Origin of the sequence: Rhizobium sp. WYCCWR 11128, assembly GCF_013416305.1 — a bacterium.
Classification (GTDB): domain Bacteria; phylum Pseudomonadota; class Alphaproteobacteria; order Rhizobiales; family Rhizobiaceae; genus Rhizobium; species Rhizobium indicum.
On the sequence record NZ_JACCEZ010000002.1, the window covers coordinates 804,731 to 828,463 of the forward strand.

Below are 23,733 nucleotides of genomic sequence, written 5' to 3' on the forward strand. Positions count from 1 at the left end.
GTCCATGAGCACGGTCACCGTCAAAACCGGCCAGCCATCCGCTCTTGCGGAGTTCTGGCATTATTTCTCCCGCAACAAGGGCGCCGTCATCGGCCTCGTGGTTTTCACCATCATCCTGGTCGTCGCAATCCTTGCGCCGCTCTTTGCGCCACATCAGCCGAACGAGCAGAACCGTGCGGTGCTGCTCGCCGTGCCGTTCTGGATGGAGGCGGGCAGCGCCTCCTTCCCGCTCGGAACGGATGCTGTCGGCCGCGATATCCTCTCGCGCCTGATCTATGGCGCGCGGTTCTCGCTCTTCATCGGCGTCGTCGTCGTCACGCTTTCGGTCATTTCAGGCGTCCTGATCGGCCTCGTTGCCGGATTTTTCCGCGGCAGGATCGATACGGCAATCATGCGCCTGATGGACATCATCCTGGCTTTCCCGTCGCTGCTGCTGGCTCTCGTTCTGGTGGCCGTGCTGGGACCCGGTCTCACCAATGCGATGATCGCGATTTCGCTGGTCAACCAGCCGCATTTCGTCCGGCTGACGCGGGCCTCGGTCATTTCAGAGCGTGAGAAGGAATATGTGATCGCCTCGCGCGTCGCCGGTGCCGGCACCTTCCGGTTGATGTTCAAGACGATCTTGCCGAACTGTCTTGGGCCACTGATCGTTCAGGCGACGCTCGCCTTCTCGGCGGCGATTCTCGATGCCGCCGCGCTCGGCTTTCTCGGCATGGGCGCCCAGCCGCCGACACCCGAATGGGGAACGATGCTGGCCGAATCCCGTGAGTTCATCTCGCGCGCCTGGTGGGTGGTGACATTCCCGGGTCTTGCCATCCTCATCACCGTTCTCGCCATCAACCTGATGGGTGACGGCCTGCGCGACGCGCTCGATCCCAAACTGAAGAGGTCGTGATGTCACTCCTCGAGATTGAAAATCTGACGGTCGAATTCCAGACCTCTTCCGGTCTCTTCCGGGCCGTCGACGGCGTATCGCTTGCCTGCGACAAGGGCGAGATCCTGTCGGTCGTCGGCGAATCCGGCTCGGGTAAATCCGTGGCCATGCTGGCCCTGATGGGGCTTCTGCCCTGGACGGCGAGGATCACCGCCGACCGGATGCAGTTCGATGGCAAGGACCTGCGCGGCATCTCCGCCCGCCAGCGCCGCAGGATCATCGGCAAGGATATGGCGATGATCTTCCAGGAGCCAATGTCGAGCCTCAACCCGTGCTTCACCGTCGGCTTTCAGCTCGGCGAGACCCTGCGCTTTCATATGGGCCTCAACCGCAAGGAGCGCCGCCAGCGCTCGATCGAACTGCTCAACCTCGTCGGCATTCCGGCGCCGGAAGAGCGCCTGTCGAACTTCCCGCATCAGATGTCCGGCGGCATGAGCCAGCGCGTCATGATCGCCATGGCGCTCGCCTGCAATCCGAAGCTCCTGATCGCCGACGAGCCGACGACTGCGCTCGACGTGACGATCCAGGCACAGATCCTCGATCTGCTCGTTCGCCTGCAGAAGGAGCAGGGCATGGCGCTGGTGCTGATCACCCACGACATGGGGGTCGTTGCTGAAACCGCCGAACGCGTGCAGGTGCAATATGCCGGCCAGAAGGTTGAGGAACAGCCGGTAAGGGCGCTGTTTCGCGATCCGCATCATCCCTATACCGCAGCCCTCCTCGCCGCCCTGCCGGAGCGCGCCAAGGTCGGCCAGCGTCTTCCCTCGATCGCCGGTGTCGTTCCCGGCCAGCACGGTCGCCCGACAGGCTGTCTCTTCGCGCCGCGCTGCGGCTTTGCCACGGTCGAGTGCGATCGCGGTGTCGTCCGTCAGGGACCGGAGCTTGGACTGGCGCTCTGCAACTATCCTTTGAAGGACAGCAAGCCGCTCGGGCACCCCGGCATCATGGCCGTTGAAACTGCAGGAGATCTCGTATGACGGGCGCTGTTCTCGAGGGCAGGGATCTCGCCCGCTTCTACACCGTCAACCGCGGCCTCTTCAAAGCCGATGCCACGGTCAAGGCGCTGAACGGCGTCAGCTTCAGCCTGCATTCCGGCAAGACGCTCGCCGTCGTCGGCGAATCCGGCTGTGGCAAGTCGACGCTCGCCCGTCTGGTCACGATGATCGAGAATCCGACATCGGGGCAATTGCTGATCGACGGCAAGCCCGCCCATGTCGGCGATCGCAGCCTGCGCAGCCAGGTGCAGATCGTCTTCCAGAACCCCTACGGCTCGCTCAACCCGCGCCAGAAGGTCGGCTCGATCCTCGAAGAGCCGCTGAAGATCAACACCAGTCTCGACGCCGCCGCCCGCCGCCGCAAGGTGGAGGAGATGATGGCCCGCGTCGGTCTGCGGCCGGAGCATTATGGCCGCTATCCCCATATGTTCTCGGGCGGCCAGCGCCAACGCATCGCCATTGCCCGCGCCCTGATGCTGCGGCCGAAGGTGCTGGTGCTCGACGAACCGGTTTCGGCGCTTGACCTGTCGATCCAGGCGCAGGTGCTGAACCTGTTGATGGACCTGCAGAAGGAGATGGGGCTTGCCTATCTCTTCATCTCGCACGGCCTGTCCGTCGTCCATCATATCGCCGACGAGGTGATGGTAATGTATCTCGGCCGTCCTGTGGAAACCGGTCCCGCCGCCGAGGTTTTCGCCCGGCCGCGCCATCCCTATACGGCAGCCTTGCTGTCGGCGACGCCGATCGCCGATCCCGATCGCGAAAAGACCCGCATTCGCCTGCAGGGCGAACTGCCTTCGCCGTTGAAGCCGCCGTCGGGTTGCCACTTCAATCCGCGCTGCTGGAAGGCACAGGACTATTGTCGCCAGGTTTCACCCGAACTAAGTGGTGAGGGTGCACAACAATATGCCTGTCACTTCCCGCTCGATTGAGCGGGAAGGCAAGCTAAGGAGGAAATCATGTCGGAGCAGATGAACAAATCCCATGCGATCATCGTCATGGGAGTCAGCGGCTGCGGCAAATCCTCCGTCGGCGAGAAACTCGCCGAAGCCCTGCACTTGGCCTTCGTCGAAGGCGATGCGCTCCATCCCGCCGCCAATGTCGAGAAGATGTCGAAGGGCATTCCGCTGACCGATGAGGACCGGATGCCCTGGCTCGACCGCATCGGCGAAGACATGAAAGCCTCGATAGAGAAGAGCGAGGGCATTATCGTCTCCTGCTCGGCGCTGAAGCGCATCTATCGCGACAGGCTCAGGGCTGCTGTCGGCGGCAATCTGTTCTTCGTCTATCTCGAAGGTTCCAAAGCGTTGCTGATGAAGCGGATGGGCGAGCGCAAGGGACATTTCATGCCGGCCTCGCTGCTCGAAAGTCAGCTGGCGACGCTGGAACCGCCGACCGGCGAGCCGGGCGTCGTCACTGTCGATATCGACGACACGATCGAAGGCATCGCGGCAACGGCGCTCAAGAGCCTTGCAGCGCTCGGTATCACGGGTTGAAACGCCGCGGCGAATAGGCCGCAATATCGATGAACGGCGCCTCACCGGTGATGAGTTCGGCAAGCACGCGGCCGGTCACCGGCCCGAGCGTCAGCCCGTGATGGGCATGGCCGAAGGCAAACCACAGGCCCTGATGGCGCGGCGCCTTGCCGATGATCGGCATCATGTCTGGCGTGCAGGGCCGCGCGCCCATCCAGGGCTCGGGATCGAGCCGGTCTCCAAGCGGGAAGATGGTGCGCGCCACGGCTTCGGCGCGGTCGAGCTGGACCGGCGTCTTCGGCGCGTCGAGCGTTGCAAACTCCGCCCCTGTCGTCAGGCGTATGCCGCGGCGCATCGGCGCCAGGAGATAGCCGCGTTCGGCATCGAGCGTCCAATTGTTGAGCACGGCATTGCCCTCGGCGGCATAATGCATGTGATAGCCGCGCTTGACGCCGAGCGGGAATGAATAGCCGAGCCGGCGCGTTGCAACGGCCGCCCAGGGGCCGAGCGCTATCACCGCATCCTCTGCTTCGAGCGGACCTTCCCTCGTCAGGATCTTCCAGCCGGAGCCGTACGGGCCGAGCGAGGCGGCGTCACCCGTGACGAAGCGGCCGCCGATACTTTCGAAATAGCGGCGATAGGCCGATGTCAGCGCATGCGGGTCGAGCACCGACCAGGGATCGCGCCAGCGGATGCCGCCGGCGAAATCGCCGGTAAGATGAGGTTCCATGCGGGCGATATCGGCCGGACTCAGGCTGTCATACTCCACGCCGAATTCATTCTGCCAAAGTGCTGCCTCCGCAAGAGCCCCGTCGCGCTTGGCTTCAGTGCGGAAAATCTTGATCCAGCCGTCCTTGCGGATCAGCGCTTGCGCCTGCGAAGCCTCGATCAGATCCTTGTGTTCGGCAATCGAATTTTCGATCAGCGGCGCATAGGCCCGGGTAATGATCGCGTGGCGGCGCGCATTGGAGTTCCACCAGTAGCGGGCGAGAAAGGCGATCTGGCTCGGCAGCGTGCGCAGGTGATAATGCGCGTCGATGCGGTTATTCAGCGCATAACGCAGCAGAAGCCCGAGCTGCTGGGGAAAGCCGTAAGGCGCCACACCTTCCCGCTGGATCAGGCCGGCATTGCCGAAGGAGGTTTCGTTGCCCGGATCCTTGCGGTCGATCAGCGTCACCTGCCGGCCGCGCCGCTGAAGATGGATGGCCGTGGAAACCCCGACGATGCCGGCGCCGAGCACGATTGCGTATTTCGTCATTTCCGCTTGCATTCCGCTTAAGTTTATCGGGGTGAAAATGCCCCTGTCGACAAGGCGGCGCAAACGAAAAATCGCCTTCATTTCAAAATCATTGCGCTTTTCAGTGCGGCATTTTCAGCCTTCAGGCGGACATGGAGGATAAGCGCGTTGAGAAGTGAAAAGACGATCGCGTAAAGCGGTAGGCCGAAGGCGAGGGGAAGGGCGGCGATCTCGCCGACGACGATCGCATAGTTCGGATGGCGGAGGAAGCGATAGGGCCCGGAGCTGACGAGCGGCGCGCCGGGCAGGATGATGATACGCGTCGTCCAGCGGCCTTTCAGCGTCGCCAGCACCCAGAGTCGCAGCGCCTGCAGCCCCATGAACACCAGAAACCAGAAGAGCTCGACCGGCCTACCGGGGGCGAGCAGCCAGAGACCAATAATCCAGCCGGCATGATGCGCTACCATGACGGAATAATGCTCGGGTGCCACCTCTTTGGCGCCTCTGGCAAGAAGCACCGCCGTGTTGCGCCGGGCGAGCACGAGTTCGCCCAGGCGCTGCAGCGTCACGAAGGCCAGAAGCGCGATCGACGGCCACATCATGCCACCCTCCGGAGCGTCACGCAGCTCGCCGAAAAGCCCGGCCCCATGGCGATCATCGCGGAGCGCGCAGGCAATCCGGCGCGGATTGCCCGCTCCAGCACGAACAGGATGGTCGGCGAGGACATGTTGCCATATTCGGCAAGCACGGCGCGCTCGTGATCGAGTGTGCCCGGCACCATCGAAAGCGCGCTCTCCATCGCGGCCAGCACCTTCATGCCGCCGGGATGGCAGATGAAGCGGTCGATATCCTCCACCCTCAGCCCGTTGCGGGCCAGAATGGCCATTACCGCCGGGCCGAGCTCCTTTTCGGCAAACGGCGGCAGCGATTGCGCCAGCACGATGCCGAAGCCGCCGTCATCGATCTTCCAGCCCATGATATCGAGCGTGTCGGGAAAGAGATGTTCGCCAGTCGACTCCACTTCCGCCAACCCGTTCTCGCCTGATCGAAGCACGCAGGCGGCAGCGCCGTCGCCAAAAAGCGCCGTCGCGATGATGTTCGGCCGCGTCAACTCGTCCAGCCGGAAGGCCAGCGTGCAAAGCTCGATCGAGACGAAAAGCACAACAGTGCCCGGCCGGCTTCGCGCCAGCCGCGAGGCGATCGCAAAGCCTGACACGCCGGCGGCACAGCCGAGCCCGAAGACCGGCACGCGCTCGATATCGGGTCTGAAACCCATCCTGCGGCTAAGCTGCGCATCAAGGCTCGGTGTCGTAAAACCGGTGGAGGAGACGGTCACGACACAGTCGACATCGCCGGCCTCAAGGCCTGCCTGGCGAAGGGCCGAGCTGGCAGCCTCGACGAAAAGCCCGCCGGCCACTTCTGCAAAGGCCTGCATCCGGTCTTGCCAGCCATGTGGCTCGTCGAACCAGGCAAGCGGCCGCGCCGCATGGCGCTTTTCGATACCGGCGCTGTCGAAGACGCGTGCAAGGTGTCGAAAATCCTCGAAACGGTCGGCAAACAGCCGGGCTGAGGCTTCGAGCGCCTGTTTTTGGAAAATGATATGTTCGGGTGTGGCGACGGCGAGGCTGACGAGTTTCACGGTATCGGTCACGGAATTCTCCTTGTCGTTCCCGGCGGAACGAAAAACACGCGGTGCCGATGATTTATTCGACCTCGTCTGCTTCACGAAGCAGTGATGGAGAAAGTGGGAAGGTTGCCGAATAAAGCCAGGCGCAGCGGTGTTCTCTCCTCGCAACGTCACTTTCGAGGAGTTTCCCCATGACGATCATGACAGCCCGCATCGCTTCCCTCCTTCTCGGCGGCTGCCTCGCCGCTTCTGTTTTCTCCGGTCCGGTTTTTGCGATCGGCGATGACAGCAGCACGACGCCGGTCTGCAAGAAGGGCGAGATCTACGACCAGAAGACCAAGAAATGCGTCAAGCAGCAGAGCGCCAACGTCTCCGACGAGAACCGCGCCGACTATGCCTATTCGCTGGCCAAGGCCGGCCGCTATGAGGAGGCGCTTGCCGTGCTCGACACGGTCAAGGATCAGAACACCGCCGAAGTGCTGAACTATCGCGGTTATGCTACCCGCAAGCTCGGCCGCACCGACGAGGGCATTTCCTATTATCTGCGGTCGGTAAAGATGGACCCGCAATATGCCAAGGTCCGCGAATATCTCGGCGAAGCCTATGTCATCAAGGGTCAGCTCGATCTCGCCAAGGACCAGCTGAAGTCAATCAAGGCGATCTGCGGCACGGGCTGCGAGGAATATCAGGATCTGAACGCTGCAATCCTCGATCCCTCGAAGATCTGATCAGCGGGCCATGGGGCGGGAAAATGGAAGCACGAAAGGGATGTAAGAATGTCGGTCGCGCACACCCATTTTCCTGCCTATAGTCGCGCCAGAATGGAATCGCCGCTTCATCCGGCGGTTCCGAAGAGTGCAGGATCGGCGGAGGCGGCCATCGCGAGCGAAGCGGATATCAGGAGTGGCCTGACGGAAAATCTGGCAAGGCTCTGGCGTTATGGTCTCGTTCTCTCGCACCAGCGCGATGTCGCCGACGACCTCGTGCAGGCGACCTGCCTTCGCGCGCTCGAGCGCGCCGATCAGTTCATCCCCGGTACCCGGCTCGACCGCTGGCTGTTTTCGATCCTGCATTCGATTTGGCTGAACGAGATCCGCTCGCGCCGGGTGCGCCAGGGCCAGGGTTTCGTCGATGCCGGGGAGACGCTGACCTTCGACGGCGCCCACGACACCGAAACGCATGTGATGGCGAACCAGGTACTGAAACAGGTGAATGCGCTGCCCGAGGCGCAAAGGACGGTGGTTTTCCTCGCCTATCTGGAAGGACTTTCCTATCGCGAGGTTGCGGGCATTTTGGATATTCCGATCGGAACCGTGATGAGCCGGCTGGCGGCCGCGCGCGCCAAGCTCTCCGACGCCGGACCGGAAGGGGGACGGCAATGACGAAGAAACACACCATTCCCTCCGACGAGGAGCTGACCGCCTTCATCGACGGTGAACTGACGGCTGAAGAGGTCGCCCGCATCGAAGCCATCGTGAACGAAGACGAGAGCACCGCCGAGCGGCTGGAATTCCTGGCGCGCGCCAGCCTGCCCTTCGAACAAGCCTTCGCCCCGCTGCTCGCCGAAGCCCCTCGCGAGAAGCTGGAGGCGATGCTCGCCGCCATCCCGGCGCAGCAAAGCGCCAGTTCCGCCTCCACGCCCGCATTCGCCAGCCGCCGCCGCTTCCTCGGCGCGCTCGCCGCCTCGCTGGTCGCCGGCATCGCCATCGACCGCGCCGTCATCGGCATTAGCAAGGGCTTGTCGGCAAAGGACGAAAACAGCGAATGGCGCGCCGTGGTCGCCGATTATATCTCTCTCTATACCGCCGAAACGCTCGCCGGCCCCGCCCCCAGCAGGGAGGATCAGGCCGCCCAGCTCGCCGGTCTTGACGAAAAACTCGGCCTGTCACTCTCCCCCGAAGCCGTCTCGCTCCCAGGCATCGATTTCAAACGCGCCCAGTTGCTGCAATATGACGGCAAGACGCTCGCCCAGATCGCCTATCTCGACCCCGAGACCGGGCCGATGGCGCTCTGCATCGTCAAGTCTGACAAGGGGCCGAAGGCACCGGACCTCGAAAGCCGCAAGGGTATGAACGTCGTCTATTGGTCGAATGCGACGCACGCCTTCATGCTGATCGGCCGCATCCCCGTAGACCGGGTGCAGGAATTGGCGGAGAACGCCCGGAGCAGGCTTTCAAGCTGACCAGCTCAGCGGGATTTCAGCTTCGCCCATTTTTCTTGGGGAGCGCGTTTGATCTCCAAATTGCGCTTTGAACAAGGACATCGGCTTCACCACGGTCGGACAGGACGCTCTCGTCAAGCTCGAAGCATTTCCCTTCACTACGGAACGATCGCAGCCCACGTCACCAAGATTGCGGCAGATGCGATCCTCGTATCCGACGCGGCAAGCCGTGAGGGCGACCCCGCGGCACGACAGGCGAAGACAACGTTCGGCGGCGCCGAAACAATGCGGACCTCTCGCTCTCCCGATATCACCAAGCCTGAGACTTATTAAATTTCAGCAGATGACCGTAACGTCAATTTAAGTGCCGCCGTGGCAGCAATTGCGAAGGTTCGAACGGGCGAGCACAGGATCCTGGAATATGTCTTCTGGCCTTTGGTAGAGGTTGCGGCGGAAGCGCTTCATGAGCGTTAGTTACTAAGGTCAAAAACTTTTCCGAAGCGAAATAAAGCTTTTAGTTGAATTTTCCTCTGATTTCGGGCAGAGGGAAACTGGCATTAGGCGCGGCCGAATGGCGTGCGCAAACGGGGACTTTATGACGGACGTTAATAATTGGACCACGTACGTCTTCTCGACTGGGGATCAGAAGGTAGACGGGCTCTTGAGCAACTTTGCCTGGGGCGGAACGATAACCTATGCGTTTCCCACGAGCTCGTCATCGTATGCCTATGGTGACGAAAAATACCATTCTTTCTCTTCAATTTCGTCCCAGCAGCAGTCTCTCGCCTTGTACTTTATGGAGCAGTCTTACGGGAGTGCGGCAAATGACGGTTTCTCCGTCGAGGGATTCACGAACGCCAACTTTGAGGCGGGAAGCGCGGGTACCGCAACGGTGCGGTTCGCTCAATCGTCTCTGCCTGACACGGCATGGGCCTATTTACCAATTGCCGGCTGGCCGGGTGGTGATGTCTGGTTCGGGACGGGATATGCTGGCACCGAAGATGATCTTCGCTTTCCGAGGTTCGGCAACTATGCGGGCCATACCTTGGCGCACGAGCTGGGTCACGCTCTCGGACTGAAACATGGTCACGAAGGGGAGATAGTCGTTCCGAACGCCTACGACTCGCTCGAATATACGATCATGACCTACCACACATATGTCGGAGACAGTTTGAGTGGGTACAAGTATGAGCATGATGGCGCGCCACAAAGCTTCATGATGCTCGACATCGCCGCCCTGCAGGAGATGTATGGTGCGGACTATACCACGAACAGTGGCAATACCGTCTACAAGTGGAATCCGAACCAGGGCATCACCTATGTCGACGGCGTTGCGGCCATCACGCCCGCTGCCAACAGGATCTTCGCGACAATCTGGGACGGCGGCGGTATCGATACCTACGACCTGAGTGCCTATACGACGGGCCTCAAAATCGACTTGCGAGCAGGGGGGCACTCGGTTTTTTCCCAGGGTCAGCTGGCCGATCTGGGCGGAGGTCCGAATAATGGCTATGCCCGCGGCAACATTTTCAACGCCCTTCTTTATCAGGGCAATGTTGCATCGTTGATTGAGAACGTTCAGGCCGGCTCCGGCAACGATTCGATTATAGGTAATGAGGCGGACAATACGCTCTGGGGCAATGCCGGAAATGATTCGCTTTCCGGCGGTTCCGGCAATGACACATTGATCGGCGGAACGGGCAACGACACCTATATTGTCGATGATCTGGTCGACGTGGTCACCGAAGGGCTGAATGAAGGGACCGATCTGATCAGGACGGTGCTTTCTTCCTATGCCTTGACCATCAATGCCAATGTTGAAAACCTGACCTTCACCGGCACTGGCGCTTTTACCGGAACTGGAAGTAGCCTCGCCAACACGATCACCGGCGGCGCCGGCAACGACACGCTGGATGGCGGCGCCGGCAACGACACGCTGATCGGCGGTGCCGGCAACGACATCTATGTGGTCGACGCTGGCGTCGATTTTGTGGTCGAGAGTGCGAACAAGGGGACGGACACCGTACGGACGGCGCTTTCAGGTTATATTCTCAGCAACAATGTCGAGAATCTGATTTACACGGGATCCTCCAGCTTCACCGGCACCGGCAATGCGCTGGCCAACACAATCACCGGCGCCGCCGGCAATGATGTGTTGGATGGTGGGGCCGGTGCCGATAGCTTGATCGGCGGAACGGGCGACGACACCTATGTCGTTGACAATGCCGGCGACAGCGTTGCCGAAAACGCCGCCGCGGGAACCGACACGGTTCGCACGATACTGGCCGCCTACACACTGGGAGCCAATGTCGAGAACCTCACCTACATCGGAACGGCAGCCTTTGCCGGGACAGGCAATAGCCTTGCCAACACGATCACTGGTGGTGTCGGTAATGACATCCTGAATGGCGGGGCAGGTGCTGACACGCTGATCGGCGGAGCGGGCAACGACATCTATGTGGTCGACAGTGCGAGCGACGTCGTCACCGAGTTGGCCAGCGCCGGCACAGACGAAATCCGCACGTCGCTTGCGACCTATTCGATCGCTACACTGATCAATGTCGAGAACCTGAGCTACACGGGATCGGCCAGCTTCACCGGCACCGGCAATGCGCTCGCCAACAGGATCACCGGCGGCGCCGGCAACGATCTGCTGGACGGCGGCGCCGGCAATGACACGCTGAACGGCGGTGCGGGCAACGACATCTATGTGGTCGACAGTGCGAGCGATGTCATCGCCGAGTTGGCCAGTGCCGGCACCGATGAAATCCGCACGTCGCTTGCAGCCTATTCGATCGCTGCACTGATCAATGTCGAGAGCCTGAGCTACACGGGATCGGCCAACTTCACCGGCACCGGCAATGCGCTCGCCAATATGATCACCGGCGGCGCCGGCCATGACACGCTGAATGGCGGGGCAGGTGCCGATAGCTTGATCGGCGGTGCGGGCGACGACACCTATATCGTCGACAATGCCGGCGACAGTGTTGCCGAAAACGCCGCCGCGGGAACCGACACGGTCAAGACCGTGCTGGCAAGCTATACGCTTGCCGCCAATGTCGAGAACCTCACCTATATCGGAATCGGAACGGCAGCCTTTGCCGGCACCGGAAACGATCTCGACAATGTAATCACAGGGGCGGCCGCCGCTGATACGCTGTCAGGCGGCGACGGCAACGATACGCTGAATGGCGGGGCAGGCGCCGATACGCTGATCGGCGGTGCGGGCGACGACACCTATATCGTCGACAATGCCGGCGACAGCGTTGCCGAGAACGCCGATGAAGGAACCGACACGGTCAAGACCGTGCTGGCAAGCTATACGCTTGGCGTCAATGTCGAGAACCTCACCTACATCGGAACGGCAGCCTTTGTCGGGACAGGCAATAGCCTTGCCAACACGATCACTGGTGGTGTCGGCAACGACACGCTGAATGGTGCGGCAGGTGCCGACACGATGATCGGCGGTGCGGGCGACGACACCTATATCGTCGACAATGCCGGCGACAGCGTTGCCGAGAACGCCGGCGCGGGAACCGACACGGTCAAGACCGTGCTGGCAAACTATACGCTCGGCAACAATGTCGAGAAGCTGAGCTACACGGGATCCGCCAACTTCACCGGCACCGGCAATGCGCTCGCCAACACGATCATCGGCGGCGCCGGCAACGATCTGCTGGACGGCGGCGCCGGCAATGACACGCTGAACGGCGGAGCGGGCAACGACATCTATGTGGTCGACAGTGCGAGCGACGTCATCACCGAGTTGGCCAGTGCCGGCACCGATGAAATCCGCACGTCGCTTGCAGCCTATTCGATCGCTGCACTGATCAATGTCGAGAACCTGAGCTACACGGGATCGGCCAACTTCACCGGCACCGGCAATGCGCTGGCCAACACGATCACCGGCGGCGCCGGCCATGACACGCTGAATGGCGGGGCAGGTGCCGATAGCTTGATCGGCGGTGCGGGCGACGACACCTATATCGTCGACAATGCCGGCGACAGTGTTGCCGAAAACGCCGCCGCGGGAACCGACACGGTCAAGACCGTGCTGGCAAGCTATACGCTTGCCGCCAATGTCGAGAACCTCACCTATATCGGAACGGCAGCCTTTGCCGGGACCGGGAACGATCTCGACAATGTAATCACAGGGGCGGCTGCCATCGATACGCTGTCAGGCGGCGACGGCAACGACACGCTGAATGGCGGGGCAGGTGCCGATAGCTTGATCGGCGGTGCGGGCGACGACACCTATATCGTCGACAATGCCGGCGACAGCGTTGCCGAGAACGCCGCTGCGGGAACCGACACGGTTCGCACGATACTGGCCGCCTACACACTGGGAGCCAATGTCGAGAACCTCACCTATATCGGAACGGCAGCCTTTGCCGGGACAGGCAATAGCCTTGCCAACACGATCACTGGTGGTGTCGGCAACGACACCCTGAATGGCGGGGCAGGTGCCGATAGCTTGATCGGCGGAGCGGGCAGCGACATCTATATCATCGATGATCTGGCCGACGTGGTCACCGAAGGGGTGAATGAAGGAACCGATCTGATCAGGACGGTGCTTTCTTCCTATGCCTTGACCAACATTGCCAATGTCGAAAACCTGGCTTTCATCGGCGCCGGCGATTTTATCGGCACCGGCAATGCGCTCGCCAACACGATCATCGGCGGCGCTGGCAACGATCTGCTGGACGGCGGCGCCGGCAATGACACGCTGAACGGCGGTGCGGGCAACGACATCTATGTGGTCGACAGTGCGAGCGACGTCGTCACCGAGTTGGCCAGTGCCGGCACCGACGAAATCCGCACGTCGCTTGCGACCTACTCGATCGCTGCACTGATCAATGTCGAGAACCTGAGCTACACGGGATCGGCCAGCTTCACTGGCACCGGCAATGCGCTCGCCAACACCATCACCGGCGGCGCCGGCAACGATGTGCTGAATGGCGGGGCAGGCGCCGATACGCTGATCGGCGGTGCGGGCGACGACACCTATATCGTCGACAATGTCGGTGACAGCGTTGCCGAGAACGCCGCCGCGGGAACCGACACGGTTCGCACGGCCCTGGCCGCCTACACACTGGGAGCCAATGTCGAGAACCTCACCTATATCGGAACGGCAGCCTTTGCCGGCACGGGCAATGCGCTGAGCAACGTCCTGACCGGTGGGGCAGCTGCGGACAATCTCAGCGGTGGCGTCGGCAACGACACATTGATTGGTGGTGCTGGTTCCGACACGATGTCAGGCGGGACGGGTGACGACCTTTATGTCGTCGATATTGCGACCGACCTTGTGATCGAGAATGCGAACGAGGGGACAGACACGGTCCAGACGGCGCTTGCCAGCTATACGATCGGCAACAATGTCGAGAACCTCACCTACACGGGATCGGCAAACTTCACCGGCACCGGCAATGCTCTCGCCAACACGATCACCGGCGGCGCCGGCAATGATGTGCTGGATGGTGGCGCCGGCGCCGATACCTTGATCGGCGGGGCAGGCAATGACACTTACATCGTCGACAATGCCGTCGATATCGTAGCCGAGAACGCTGACGCGGGGATCGACACGGTTCGCACGACACTGGCGAGTTACACGCTTGGCAGTGATGTCGAGAACCTCACCTATATCGGAACGACGGACTTTGTCGGAACAGGAAACTCGCTGGACAACCTAATCGTCGGCGGTAGCGGGACCGACACCATTGCCGGTGGCGCCGGCAACGACATCCTCGTTGGTGGCGAGGCGGCAGACTTGTTCGTTTATTTGTCGAACTGGGGCCACGACACGATCATAGACTTCATGGCAACCGGCACGGCGCACGACACGATCAGAATCGATCACAACATTTTCGCCGACTGGGAATCGCTTTTTGCTGCATCCAGTCAGTATGGCAACGATACAATCGTTACAGCCGATATCGACAACACCATAGTGTTGAGGAACGTAGCCTTGACGAGCCTAGACTCGGGGGATTTCCTTTTTGCGTGAACCCAATCGGACCTCCTGGTACCCCGGGGGGAGATCGGGCATGCTGCGGCGGAGCGGATGACGGCGATTGCGGACGGGTTCGGGGAGGGTGGCGGTGTGAAACCGGCCATCGACGGCGGCGTGGATTTACGCTTATAAATCCTGCGATCGATTGCGCATCAGGAACTGGCCCAACCGGTTCACGATCTTAAAGACCCAGAACATTGATGTTGAGACCTTCAGGCCGTGGTCGGCAAGGGCGCACAGCACCTCCTTGTTCTGACGCGATATATTTTGAACGTTCTTGTTCGTGGCCCCCCCTAAGCGCATCCTGACCAGGACTCGCGGGATATAGATTGTTCTGATCCGCGCGACTTCCAAAAATCGCATCATAAGCTCGACGTCGGCTGCAAGCCGATAACGCAGATCAAACCGCCCGAACTGTTCATAAATGCTACGGCGAACATAAAATGTCGGATGCGGTGGACACCAGCCACGGGCGAACGAACCGGACCTGAACGTACGCGATTTCCAGTAGCGGATCTTGCGGTCGATATGCCGGTTGGAAACATAGACGAGATCGCCGTAGCAGCCATCATACGCTGGATCTTCCAGCGCGGCCGCCACGGTTTCGAGGGAGTCGCTGCTCTCGAAAGTGTCGTCCGCATTCAAAAAGCCGATGATGTCGCCGCTCGCAAGGCCAATCCCCTTGTTCATCGCCTCATAGATACCTCCGTCCCGTCCCGAAAGTACGCGGCGGTTGTCCGCCGGCGCCAAAGCGATGATGGCGAGCGTGGAATCGCTTGAGCCCCCGTCAATGATGATGTGCTCGAAATCGCGGTAGGTTTGCGTGTCGATGGACCGCAACGTATCGGCAATGGTCCGCTCGGCGTTCCAGCAAACGGTGATGAGGCTTATTCGGGGAATACGTGGATCGGCAGTGTCTGCAGCCATCTTGACGGGTGTCTTGCTTACATTTTAAGGGGCGAAATCTGGCCAACCCGTAGCAGACGGAAAGGCGGCGTCGCAATCCAGTACTGCAGATTATCCTTGATCAATGCAGGAGATCCCGAAGAAAAAGCCGCGCAAGGCCATCTTTCTAGCCGGGGCCTCGAGCACTCGGCTCCATCCTGCGACCCTCGCCAGTTCGAAGCAACTTCTTCCGGTTCTTGACACGCCATATGTCATTGTATCCAGGCCTCGCGGCGTGAGCTTGAACTGCACCCATGCCTGCATATCCGCTCCCATGCAGTCGGAGCGTTATGTTGAATTCTCCTACCTGCGATCGCCTGACCTTGCGGGAGAGCGGGGTGGAATTTCTAGATCGGCCTCAGCACGAAGAGAAGGCTGTCGCCCTTGCCTGCGGCATCCAGAATTCGATTGCCCAATCCCATCACCATCCCGGCCCCACGTGCGCCACGCGATAGGGCTACGTTCTTCAGTCGAGTGAAGAACGGTGGCCTGACTTGGATTGCATCAGCATTGTGCGTCCAGGTGGATGATGACTTGCCCTCCTGCTTCCGCTCGCGTGCGGTGCGTAATTGCAGGACCGACCAGAGATTAGGCGTAACCGTTCTGACGTTTTCGACCTTGTAACCAAACTTGCCGGCGAGCTTGGTAAAAGAGGTGCGGTTGAAATGATTTTGGTGATAGGGAATGTGCCAATTGATCCAGCGGTCTTTCCAGATCTTGTGATGAAACGAGCCCGTATTGGGGAACGCCATGATCACGCGGCCCTGGGGGGTGAGACGTTCTCTTACCGCCTGCAGCATGGCCGAGGGATCCGGCACATGTTCGAGCACCTGATTCAATACAATCAGGTCGAACTTCATGTCGGGAAAAGGCAGATCGTAAATGTTGCCGATATGGACTTGCAAACCGAAGTGATCGGCAATCGTCCGTACATTCGGATCGGCCTCAATCCCCCAGCTTTCGATACCCTTGTTCCTCATTTCGAGCAGCGAAATGCATGAGCCGCAACCGACATCCAGTACCTTCTCACCAGGCTGCGCCAGATAGTGGCCTTGGTGATCGGTGCCGGCCATCCAACGATTGAAAGCGGCGAAAGGCTTGTTTACCAGCGCAGCTTCTCGCTCTATGGCGGAGAAATCGACTTCCCGGCGCGGATAATAGGTGCTGTAAAGCCCAGGCAGGTCTTCTTCCGTCAGCGGCGGTGTCGTCGTCATATGACCGCAAGACACGCACCTCTCGATCGAATATACACCGGGGCAGCCGTATCGATCGTCGGATATGCGCTCGATAAATGTTTCCATATTCGAACCGCAGGCAATACACTGCATCTGATGATCGCTCTTCATCGCGTCGTTATTGTCCTTTTTCATTTCTTCGCTCGCAGAGTGTGGGCCGTCCGGATAATCATGAAGGCCGCCATGCGCAATGGCGCTGTCAGCCGTTGCAAAGGCGTGCCGATCAAAGAATAGAACGCGGCCCGCTGAAATACATTGTGGGGCGAGCGCCGGCCAAAATGCTTCTTCCACGAAGACGTATTCGACACGTGAGCGCCGTAGACTGGCGGTGAATAAACTATGGCTTCGCTGGAAACAAGGAGTTGTACGCCCGTTCGTGCGAAGCGCATGGATATTTCGTAATCGGCCATATAATGCGGCAGGAAACGCGGACGCATGGTTCCATGTCGTTTGAACAGTTCCGCGGGAAACAACGTTCCGCGACCGCTGAGCGCGTCCGCCTTATAGAGCGGCTTAGGATTCCGGCGCTCCTCTTCACTCAACTCGGCAAGAATGTCCCATACCGCAATACGATTTATGTTCAAGCGCGGTCCCACGCCCGTCAAAGGTGGGTCGCTCTCCTCCTCATGAACGACGCTGCCGACAATGGCATCCCCATTTTCGCGTGAACACCGTATCAATGTCTCGACATAGGTCGGGCCAAACCACGTGTCATTGTTGACGAACAGGATGTAGTCTTCGGGACCGCAGTCGGGCAGAACCCGCTTCAGACCGACCTCTATGGCTCCGCCCCACCAAAGATTGCCGTCGCCTCTTATGCTCGTCACGTCAGGCTGCGCCGCGAGGAACTCAGCCGTTTCATCGGTTGAGCCGTCATCAATGACGACAATTCGAATACTGTCGACAACGGTTTGGGCCCTCAAGGCCGCGATAACTTTGCGAGTGTGCTCAAGTCGGTTGAAGACCGGAATTAGGACCTTTACGCGCATCAAATATTGTCGTCTTTCCTTACGAACCAACAGAAATCTGGCCGTTGCGCAAAAGACACATCGGCGACAGCGAACCGCGCGTTTGTTCTATCAACCAGTACTGACGCAGGATGAAGGCGCTTCATTCTTCGAACCAAGCTTGGAAAGGCCGCCTCTCAAATTCGTCCAGTGCTCCGCCGGGTGTGGAATTGACGACGCGGATACCATTCGCTTTGGCAATATTTGCGATGGCTCGATACTGCCGCCACAGCCGCGCCAGCTGCTGAAACTCGTCGTGACGGCTCCTTGTCAGGGTGCCGTCCGCATTGACGGTGAAATCTTTTCCCTTTTGCACCTTGAGGTCGAACGCATATTGGTAGGTTGATGACAGGAAACGATCGTGGTCGACGCCGAGCAGGATGATCTCTTTGAAACCAAGATACATCGCTATCATCAAGGCCATCACCGGCACCGACTCGACACGAGGGACCGGTTGAGAGATATCGACGATTTCCTCTGATGTTCTTTCGTCGAAGCTTTCACCGAGCAGGAGATACCGAACCGTTCGCCCTGAAAACAGATTGTGTTTTCGAACGAGCTCCGCTTCAGTAGAACTGAGAAACAGTTCCGCGGCGCCCAAGTGCGAATGCATCTCGTTAAACCAGTCGATCACGTCCTCCGATGTCATCGTCACGTAGGTAATCTGCGGGACACAATGATAACGAGACTGGAACTTGCCAAAATCGGAGTGCAAATAGCCGTTGGAAACGGTTATAACGGCTTCGCCATGAAGTCGCGACAGATCCAAGCCCTTGACGCTCGGGCCGTTCCCTAAAATAAAACAGCGGCCACCCTCGTGCTGACCAGCAAGCTGTCTATTTTCTGCCAGTGATCTCGCGACATCAGCAGAGAATTTGTGGCGAGTACTTAGCCTGCGCCTCAACTCATGCACACCATAGGGGAGCAGCATGGAGCCAAAGGTCAAAATCTTCCTCAAAGCTGCAGCCACTTCACCACCTCAAAAACCTCCGCGTATTTTACACCGATGCGCTGGCCGGCGTTCTCGGCTTCGTTGCGGAAGAAGCTCACCCATTTCCGCCCCGTGCGCTCCATCTCGGATTCATGGGCAAGGATCGCCTTTTCCTTCTGGTCCCAATGGGAGGTGATGTCGACGTAGAAATTCCCCCTGAAATCGACCGTCGAATGGTACCAGTTGCTGCGGTACATCAGCAGACGAGGCACATGGCGGCAGCTGTGCAGCGATGCGCGCGACAAGGCCAGGTGGTCATGGTGGATGTCTCCGACCCAGTGGGTGTAGACCATATCGATCTTCAGATCCTGCACGAGCTTGAGGATCTCGATATTCAGCGGATCGACGAATTCGATCTGAAGGGTTTTGAACTCACCACAGAACATCTTTTGGACGCCGAGAATTTCCATCGCAGCATCCGCTTCGGCTCTAGCGACCTGGCTGCTGCGGACGGACTGGTCATACTGGTTGGAAAAGCCGGATACGGTCGCGACATAGACATAAACCGTGTCGCCGTTTGTAGCGTGACGCGCCAATGCACCGCCACAGCCTAGTTCCACGTCGTCAAAATGGGCACCGATCGCGAGAATATTCATTTGCAACTCCAGAGCAGGTCACGCGTGCCTGCAATACCACAATTCAGCAGTGTGTCGAGGATGCTGAGATAGGGCATGAACTCGCCGAAGGGCTGTGGATAAACCGGATGGACGAAATGCTGCCATTCGATTTCGATCCCGGCTGCCTCGAACAGTTCAGGCTGCATATAGCCGCGCGCGCCGAGACCTGAGAGATAACGTGTTGCTCCTACCTTGCGCAGCAGTTCGATAAGCAATTCGTTCTTATGCCCCTCCGGGCTTAACGCACTCGACCGCACTGTTGGCATGGTGATTTGAAGCATATCCAGGATGCCTTCGAGGAAATGCATGTTGAAATCGGCCAGCAGATCGAACCGCTTGCCGTAGAGAGCCTCGATGCGCGGAAAGACCTCGCTCCAACCGGCGGACTTGCGATAGTTTTCGCGAAGCAGGGAAAGGTTTTGGTCAATCCATTCGGTGCCGGGCGCCATTTCCACCTCGTTGATCCGGGTGCCGAGCCTTGGCTTTCTGATTCCGACGGTGAGCCACCGATCGCCCTGTGCCGTCTTTATTTTATCACGATGCGTCCAGCTCTTGCTCGTGCCATGGACAAACTGAACGTGATCGAGAACGATATAGAGGTTGGCATTCAAAAAACGCTGAAAAAAGCCGAGATATGAAGCGAAATCCGGCTGGTGAATAACCGCTGTGATGGTCATGCAGCCAGTCTTTCAAGCAAATCGGCAACGCGGCCGACGCCGCCAAGGTCAACCTTGGCCATGGCAGTCTCGCTCATGGTCCTGATGGGGATCGGCTTTTCCAGGATGCCGAGATCGAACGCCGAGTGATGCCCGGCAAAGAACGCCGCTCCTAACCCCTCGAGTGCACGCCCGACCGGAATTTCGAAAGGTTCGTTGGCGATCACCACACATGGCAAGCCAGCCGCACAGGCTTCGAATGGGGTCACACCGCCGCCGGTAATCGCCAGATCGTGGCCATGCATCTCTGCCGCAAGCGACGGCACCTGGTTGAGCAGTTTGAACCGATCGGGTGCCGCGGTCGCGACGACCTCTTCAAGCTCCGCCATGTGTTGGAAGCTCGGGCCCGTGACGATGGTGACAGGAAAAGGCTTGTTGCTCAGCCATTTGGCGACGCGGACAGTCACGCCGTAGGTATCGGCGCCGCCGAGCGTGACCAGGATCGACGCGAGGCTTTGCCGAAGCCTGCGAAACGCCGCGATTTCCGGATTGAGTATCATGTACTCCACCCCCAGCCGAACATCCTTGCCCTTGAGATCCTTCGTCTTTTCGAACAGGAGAGCGCAGATGTTGATGTCGGCAAGTTCCGCGCCATCGCCACGATCATCAAAGGTAACGAGCTTGGCGCCCAAACGCTTGATCGCTTCACTGTGGGATCGCTGCGTATTGAGGCGGTCATTGATCCAGACCGAGGATGTTGCATCGGGTTCGATAAAGCCATTCTCCCATCCGGTCACGGAGGCGAGATCATAAAGCGCCACGTCAAAGCCGCGTTCCCGGATGATCCTCAACGAATTCGGATGATCGTTCGCTAGAAATAGGACCGGATGACCGCGCGAACGCAGTTCGGTGGCGAGTGTCAACGATCGAAACAGATGCCCCATTCCGCGTGCATGCGAACTTTCTATGCAGAAGACGAACATAGTCTGATCGCTTCTTCTGTCCCGAGCCAGTTCCCACCCCCGCGCGCTGTAAGAGCACAGGCACGTCTCCAGTCTTCTTCAGTATCTACCGTCAGGCGCAGTTCGGGGGATATTTTAGCCGGCGGCACGTCGAGCTGGCCGATCTTGAACAGTTCCGGCCGGTCGGTGAAGTATTCATTCACGTGCTCGCGATGGTGCGGCAGTTTTCCCTCGCGATGACTGCGCGACAGCGCTTCGAAGGTAAATATTTCGGCGCCGACGCCTATAGGCAACTGGCCGAACGCATGCGTGTAGTCGAATCCCTGTCTTTGGTGCAGATCGATCAGCCTTTCGAGCTCCTCGATGTCAGTGAAAGGATTATCCGCGGTCAATCGAACAATGTCGGACATTCCGAGCGATTTTGCGCATTGAAAATAACGATCGAGAACATCGGCTTCGTCGCCACGAAAGCAGCTTACGCCATGCTCAAGGCACCAGGCTTCGATCATATCGTTCTCGCCGGCCGATGATGTTGCAACGACAACCCTAGCAGGCCGCGTCAACATCTGAAGCCTACCCAGGACATGTCCGAGAAGCGGCTTGCCGGAAATGTCGCGAAGCACCTTTCCCGGCAATCGGGTCGATCCCATCCGCGCTTGGATAATGATGCCAAGCGTCACGCCAGATCGCTCCACTGGAGAACGGCGTCCGCATCGAGATCCTTCACGAGCCGTCGCCCCGCAAGAGTGTCGAGATGCTTAGGTTCAATCCCTGTCCCAGGTCGTTTGACCGAGATATCGCCAGCAGAGATGACATCGCCGGCATTGAGCGGTCGATTGACGACAATGCTCTTGCGGTTGTTCAATCTGGTCGTCGCTTCACTGGCTGCCGGTTCCTTGCGACCAGTGCCTTTCATGACCTCGAACGCACGTATCGCATCCACAAGCCATTTCATTTCCGCCGGATCGGCCGAGAGTATGTGGTCGGGACCGTCGGCGGTTTTGTCGTAGGTGAAATGCCGCTCTATAACCCGCGCGCCCATCGCGGCGGCACAAAGGCTGGCGACCGGGGTCAACGTATGGTCGGAATAGCCAACGTCGAGATCCGGAAACGCTTCCATCATCGTTTGCATGGCGCGCAGGTTCACATTTTCCGGATGCGTCGGGTAGCTTGTGATGGCGTGCAGCAGAATGAGCTTGTCGTTGCCCGCCTCCTTGATTGCCGCAACGGATTCCCGAACTTCGTCGAGCGTCGACATTCCCGTCGACAGGATTATCGGCTTGCCCGTTTTTGCCAGGTAGCGGAGGAAGGGAATGTTGACCGCGTCGTCAGAGCCCACCTTGTGGGCACCAACCCCGCACTTCTCCAGCAGATCGACATCCGTTTCGTGTGAGGGTGACGAAAACCAGTCCAGCCCATGCTCCTCGGCATAGCGGAAAACCGCTTCGTGAAGCTCGTGCCCGATTTCATATTTACGGAAAAGCTCGAATTGCGAGGTAACGCCGGTGTTTTCCATATCGAACATGGCATTGCGGCTCGACAGGGTCTCTGCCCGATAAGTCTGGAGCTTGACAGCGTCCACGCCGGACGCCTTCGCCTCATCGATCAGCCGTCTTGCCTGATCAAAAGTCGTAAAATTCCCGCCGATTTCGGCGATAATATAACACCGGTCGGGTCGGTAGTTCCGGAACATCTGCTACTCCTGCAATTCACTCTACAGCCGGCGTTCCAGTAGCGGTAGCACAGCTTAGTCCCGCTCTGTGCGATGTCATCCCGCACGCGACCGGCATGCAACTCCCGGCTGCTGCTCTACTTTCCGATTTCCTGAGCCCGATCCACGTAATTTCGAACAATCACTTTCCGGCCGCAGATTTCTGTCGGCTCGTCATCCGTCAGGCGAGGCAGGTAGCATCGGCGGCATACTTCGCTTTTCAAGAAGCCCTGCGGTTCCTTGTGCAAAGCACGCACTGCATTCATTTTTTCGCCGTGCCAAATCTGGTGTACCGTCTCCATCGTCGCGTCACCAATGACTTCGCGATTTTCCTCGTCGTTCGAGCACTTCATCACAAGCCCGTCGGCGCCGATAACGAGGCGCTGGTATTGCTGCGGGCAGGTGAAGTTATCCAAATATTGAACGTCAGAATCGTTGCCGAGATAGTCGATCAGCGGATTGAAGGCGACCAGATCCACGTGAGGTGCAAACGTCTCATAGTAAAGATCCGGATTTTCCCTGATCGCCGGCCAGATGCCCTGCACCTTGATGACCGGACGGTGGAGACCACGCTCGTCTTTGTACTTCTTGATGTCTTTGATCTTATCGAGCAGGGCCTCGAACTTGATCGGCTTGCGTATCTTCTCGTAGGTCTCACCGGTGCCATCGATCGAAACGGTGATCCAGTCGATGCCGGCATCGACAAGCTGAGCGAAATAGTCTCTGTTGAGCTTGAAGCCGTGCGTGAGGGTCGAGACTTCCTTGATCCCATGATCCTTGGCATAGCGCACACAGTCGGCGAAGCGCTTGTGCAGCGTGGCCTCGCCCCGCAGCGACAGACGGATCGCAGGAACCTTGCCGCCGATCTCATCGATGATGCGGCAGTAGAGATCCCAGTCCATCCGCGTCGTGTTCACACTTTTCTTGAACTCGTCACTGATCGTGTAGCACATCGGGCAGCGCAGATTGCAGATCGACGCCAGCTCGAGATCGACCAGCAGCGGATAATCCGAAACCTGCTGGTTCAGGGCATATTCTGACCACTTGCGACGGTAATCTGCGTATTCGGCTTCCCACCCTTCGCCCCGGAATTTGTCGAACGCGGCTTCGCGCTCGACCGTGTCCATCGAGTAGTTGCCCTTGTTGATCGGAACGTAACGTTCGTTCAAT

The 23,733-nt window shown here is 59.2% G+C and carries 21 protein-coding genes and 1 pseudogene; 9 read left to right on the forward strand and 13 right to left on the reverse strand.

Going from position 1 to position 23,733, the window contains the following annotated elements:
• Positions 1–4: 4 nt before the first annotated feature.
• The 4 genes from HX898_RS11605 to HX898_RS11620 are packed head-to-tail and all read left to right on the forward strand — an operon-like array spanning position 5 to position 3,425.
• The gene (locus HX898_RS11605) at positions 5–895 is read left to right on the forward strand and encodes an ABC transporter permease subunit (protein WP_171599637.1); all 891 of its coding nucleotides are present in this window, start codon (positions 5–7) and stop codon (positions 893–895) included.
• On the forward strand, positions 895–1,911 hold the full coding sequence (locus HX898_RS11610) for an ABC transporter ATP-binding protein (RefSeq protein ID WP_180194712.1): 1,017 nt from the start codon (positions 895–897) through the stop codon (positions 1,909–1,911). The genes HX898_RS11605 and HX898_RS11610 overlap by 1 nt, the downstream gene beginning before the upstream one ends.
• Positions 1,908–2,861 carry a peptide ABC transporter ATP-binding protein gene (locus tag HX898_RS11615; protein WP_138388049.1) on the forward strand — a complete coding sequence of 318 codons (954 nt, stop codon included), beginning with the start codon at positions 1,908–1,910 and terminating at the stop codon, positions 2,859–2,861. Before HX898_RS11610 ends, HX898_RS11615 begins: the two co-directional genes overlap by 4 nt.
• Before the next feature lie 24 nt (positions 2,862–2,885).
• Positions 2,886–3,425 (forward strand): gluconokinase, encoded by a 540-nt coding sequence (locus tag HX898_RS11620; RefSeq protein WP_180194773.1) that lies wholly within the window; start codon positions 2,886–2,888, stop codon positions 3,423–3,425.
• Here the strand turns inward: HX898_RS11620 and HX898_RS11625 are convergent.
• The 3 genes from HX898_RS11625 to HX898_RS11635 form a co-directional block, all read right to left on the reverse strand.
• Entirely contained in the window at positions 3,415–4,662 is a 1,248-nt protein-coding gene (locus tag HX898_RS11625) for an FAD-binding oxidoreductase (RefSeq protein ID WP_180194713.1), read from the reverse strand. The genes HX898_RS11620 and HX898_RS11625 overlap by 11 nt on opposite strands.
• 77 nt (positions 4,663–4,739) lie before the next feature.
• Complete coding sequence (locus HX898_RS11630; protein ID WP_180194714.1) at positions 4,740–5,243, reverse strand: isoprenylcysteine carboxylmethyltransferase family protein; 504 nt, start codon at positions 5,241–5,243, stop codon at positions 4,740–4,742.
• A complete protein-coding gene (locus tag HX898_RS11635) occupies positions 5,240–6,292 on the reverse strand; it encodes a type III polyketide synthase (protein ID WP_180194715.1) in 1,053 nt (350 codons plus the stop codon). Before HX898_RS11635 ends, HX898_RS11630 begins: the two co-directional genes overlap by 4 nt.
• Positions 6,293–6,459: 167 nt before the next feature.
• On the opposite strand from HX898_RS11635, the gene HX898_RS11640 reads away from it, so the two are divergent.
• From HX898_RS11640 to HX898_RS11655, 4 genes are all read left to right on the forward strand, one after another.
• Positions 6,460–6,996, forward strand: a complete 537-nt coding sequence (locus HX898_RS11640; RefSeq protein WP_180194716.1) for a tetratricopeptide repeat protein — start codon at positions 6,460–6,462, stop codon at positions 6,994–6,996.
• A 48-nt stretch (positions 6,997–7,044) separates the two neighbouring features.
• Positions 7,045–7,650, forward strand: a complete 606-nt coding sequence (locus HX898_RS11645; protein WP_180194717.1) for an RNA polymerase sigma factor — start codon at positions 7,045–7,047, stop codon at positions 7,648–7,650.
• Positions 7,647–8,450 (forward strand): anti-sigma factor, encoded by an 804-nt coding sequence (locus HX898_RS11650; RefSeq protein ID WP_180194718.1) that lies wholly within the window; start codon positions 7,647–7,649, stop codon positions 8,448–8,450. The genes HX898_RS11645 and HX898_RS11650 overlap by 4 nt, the downstream gene beginning before the upstream one ends.
• Before the next feature lie 574 nt (positions 8,451–9,024).
• The gene (locus HX898_RS11655; protein ID WP_180194719.1) at positions 9,025–14,433 is read left to right on the forward strand and encodes a M10 family metallopeptidase C-terminal domain-containing protein; all 5,409 of its coding nucleotides are present in this window, start codon (positions 9,025–9,027) and stop codon (positions 14,431–14,433) included.
• A 132-nt stretch (positions 14,434–14,565) separates the two neighbouring features.
• On the opposite strand, the gene HX898_RS11660 is transcribed toward HX898_RS11655, so the two are convergent.
• Positions 14,566–15,366, reverse strand: a complete 801-nt coding sequence (locus HX898_RS11660) for a glycosyltransferase family 2 protein (protein ID WP_138390731.1) — start codon at positions 15,364–15,366, stop codon at positions 14,566–14,568.
• A 103-nt stretch (positions 15,367–15,469) separates the two neighbouring features.
• Here HX898_RS11660 and HX898_RS33530 point away from each other — a divergent pair.
• Positions 15,470–15,598: pseudogene (locus HX898_RS33530) on the forward strand (sugar phosphate nucleotidyltransferase); the annotation flags it as partial.
• Positions 15,599–15,731: 133 nt separating this feature from the next.
• Here HX898_RS33530 and HX898_RS11665 read toward each other — a convergent pair.
• The 9 genes from HX898_RS11665 to HX898_RS11705 all read right to left on the reverse strand — a co-directional run bounded on the left by HX898_RS11665 (position 15,732) and on the right by HX898_RS11705 (position 23,732).
• Positions 15,732–16,754 (reverse strand): class I SAM-dependent methyltransferase, encoded by a 1,023-nt coding sequence (locus HX898_RS11665; protein WP_138390730.1) that lies wholly within the window; start codon positions 16,752–16,754, stop codon positions 15,732–15,734.
• Entirely contained in the window at positions 16,751–17,608 is an 858-nt protein-coding gene (locus tag HX898_RS11670; protein ID WP_138390737.1) for a glycosyltransferase family 2 protein, read from the reverse strand. The genes HX898_RS11665 and HX898_RS11670 overlap by 4 nt, the downstream gene beginning before the upstream one ends.
• Positions 17,609–17,729: 121 nt before the next feature.
• Entirely contained in the window at positions 17,730–18,596 is an 867-nt protein-coding gene (locus tag HX898_RS11675) for a hypothetical protein (protein WP_180194720.1), read from the reverse strand.
• The gene (locus tag HX898_RS11680) at positions 18,581–19,213 is read right to left on the reverse strand and encodes a PIG-L deacetylase family protein (protein ID WP_180194721.1); all 633 of its coding nucleotides are present in this window, start codon (positions 19,211–19,213) and stop codon (positions 18,581–18,583) included. Before HX898_RS11680 ends, HX898_RS11675 begins: the two co-directional genes overlap by 16 nt.
• A complete protein-coding gene (locus HX898_RS11685; RefSeq protein WP_138390727.1) occupies positions 19,210–19,911 on the reverse strand; it encodes a WbqC family protein in 702 nt (233 codons plus the stop codon). The genes HX898_RS11680 and HX898_RS11685 overlap by 4 nt, the downstream gene beginning before the upstream one ends.
• Positions 19,908–20,873 (reverse strand): glycosyl transferase, encoded by a 966-nt coding sequence (locus tag HX898_RS11690; protein ID WP_180194722.1) that lies wholly within the window; start codon positions 20,871–20,873, stop codon positions 19,908–19,910. The genes HX898_RS11685 and HX898_RS11690 overlap by 4 nt, the downstream gene beginning before the upstream one ends.
• Complete coding sequence (locus HX898_RS11695; RefSeq protein ID WP_180194723.1) at positions 20,855–21,532, reverse strand: glycosyltransferase family protein; 678 nt, start codon at positions 21,530–21,532, stop codon at positions 20,855–20,857. The genes HX898_RS11690 and HX898_RS11695 overlap by 19 nt, the downstream gene beginning before the upstream one ends.
• Positions 21,529–22,545 carry an N-acetylneuraminate synthase family protein gene (locus HX898_RS11700; protein ID WP_180194724.1) on the reverse strand — a complete coding sequence of 339 codons (1,017 nt, stop codon included), beginning with the start codon at positions 22,543–22,545 and terminating at the stop codon, positions 21,529–21,531. Before HX898_RS11700 ends, HX898_RS11695 begins: the two co-directional genes overlap by 4 nt.
• A gap of 116 nt (positions 22,546–22,661) precedes the next feature.
• The gene (locus HX898_RS11705; protein ID WP_180194725.1) at positions 22,662–23,732 is read right to left on the reverse strand and encodes a radical SAM protein; all 1,071 of its coding nucleotides are present in this window, start codon (positions 23,730–23,732) and stop codon (positions 22,662–22,664) included.
• Position 23,733: the final 1 nt, after the last annotated feature.

Bases quoted from the DNA above. Each gene is read 5' to 3' on its own strand.
- HX898_RS11605 (WP_171599637.1), top strand. From the start codon at position 5: ATGAGCACGGTCACCGTCAAAACCGGCCAGCCATCCGCTCTTGCGGAG.
- HX898_RS11610 (WP_180194712.1), top strand. From the start codon at position 895: ATGTCACTCCTCGAGATTGAAAATCTGACGGTCGAATTCCAGACCTCT.
- HX898_RS11615 (WP_138388049.1), top strand. From the start codon at position 1,908: ATGACGGGCGCTGTTCTCGAGGGCAGGGATCTCGCCCGCTTCTACACC.
- HX898_RS11625 (WP_180194713.1), bottom strand. From the start codon at position 4,662: ATGACGAAATACGCAATCGTGCTCGGCGCCGGCATCGTCGGGGTTTCC.
- HX898_RS11630 (WP_180194714.1), bottom strand. From the start codon at position 5,243: ATGATGTGGCCGTCGATCGCGCTTCTGGCCTTCGTGACGCTGCAGCGC.
- HX898_RS11640 (WP_180194716.1), top strand. From the start codon at position 6,460: ATGACGATCATGACAGCCCGCATCGCTTCCCTCCTTCTCGGCGGCTGC.
- HX898_RS11645 (WP_180194717.1), top strand. From the start codon at position 7,045: ATGTCGGTCGCGCACACCCATTTTCCTGCCTATAGTCGCGCCAGAATG.
- HX898_RS11650 (WP_180194718.1), top strand. From the start codon at position 7,647: ATGACGAAGAAACACACCATTCCCTCCGACGAGGAGCTGACCGCCTTC.
- HX898_RS11655 (WP_180194719.1), top strand. From the start codon at position 9,025: ATGACGGACGTTAATAATTGGACCACGTACGTCTTCTCGACTGGGGAT.
- HX898_RS11660 (WP_138390731.1), bottom strand. From the start codon at position 15,366: ATGGCTGCAGACACTGCCGATCCACGTATTCCCCGAATAAGCCTCATC.
- HX898_RS11665 (WP_138390730.1), bottom strand. From the start codon at position 16,754: ATGAAAAAGGACAATAACGACGCGATGAAGAGCGATCATCAGATGCAG.
- HX898_RS11670 (WP_138390737.1), bottom strand. From the start codon at position 17,608: ATGCGCGTAAAGGTCCTAATTCCGGTCTTCAACCGACTTGAGCACACT.
- HX898_RS11680 (WP_180194721.1), bottom strand. From the start codon at position 19,213: ATGAATATTCTCGCGATCGGTGCCCATTTTGACGACGTGGAACTAGGC.
- HX898_RS11685 (WP_138390727.1), bottom strand. From the start codon at position 19,911: ATGACCATCACAGCGGTTATTCACCAGCCGGATTTCGCTTCATATCTC.
- HX898_RS11690 (WP_180194722.1), bottom strand. From the start codon at position 20,873: ATGTTCGTCTTCTGCATAGAAAGTTCGCATGCACGCGGAATGGGGCAT.
- HX898_RS11700 (WP_180194724.1), bottom strand. From the start codon at position 22,545: ATGTTCCGGAACTACCGACCCGACCGGTGTTATATTATCGCCGAAATC.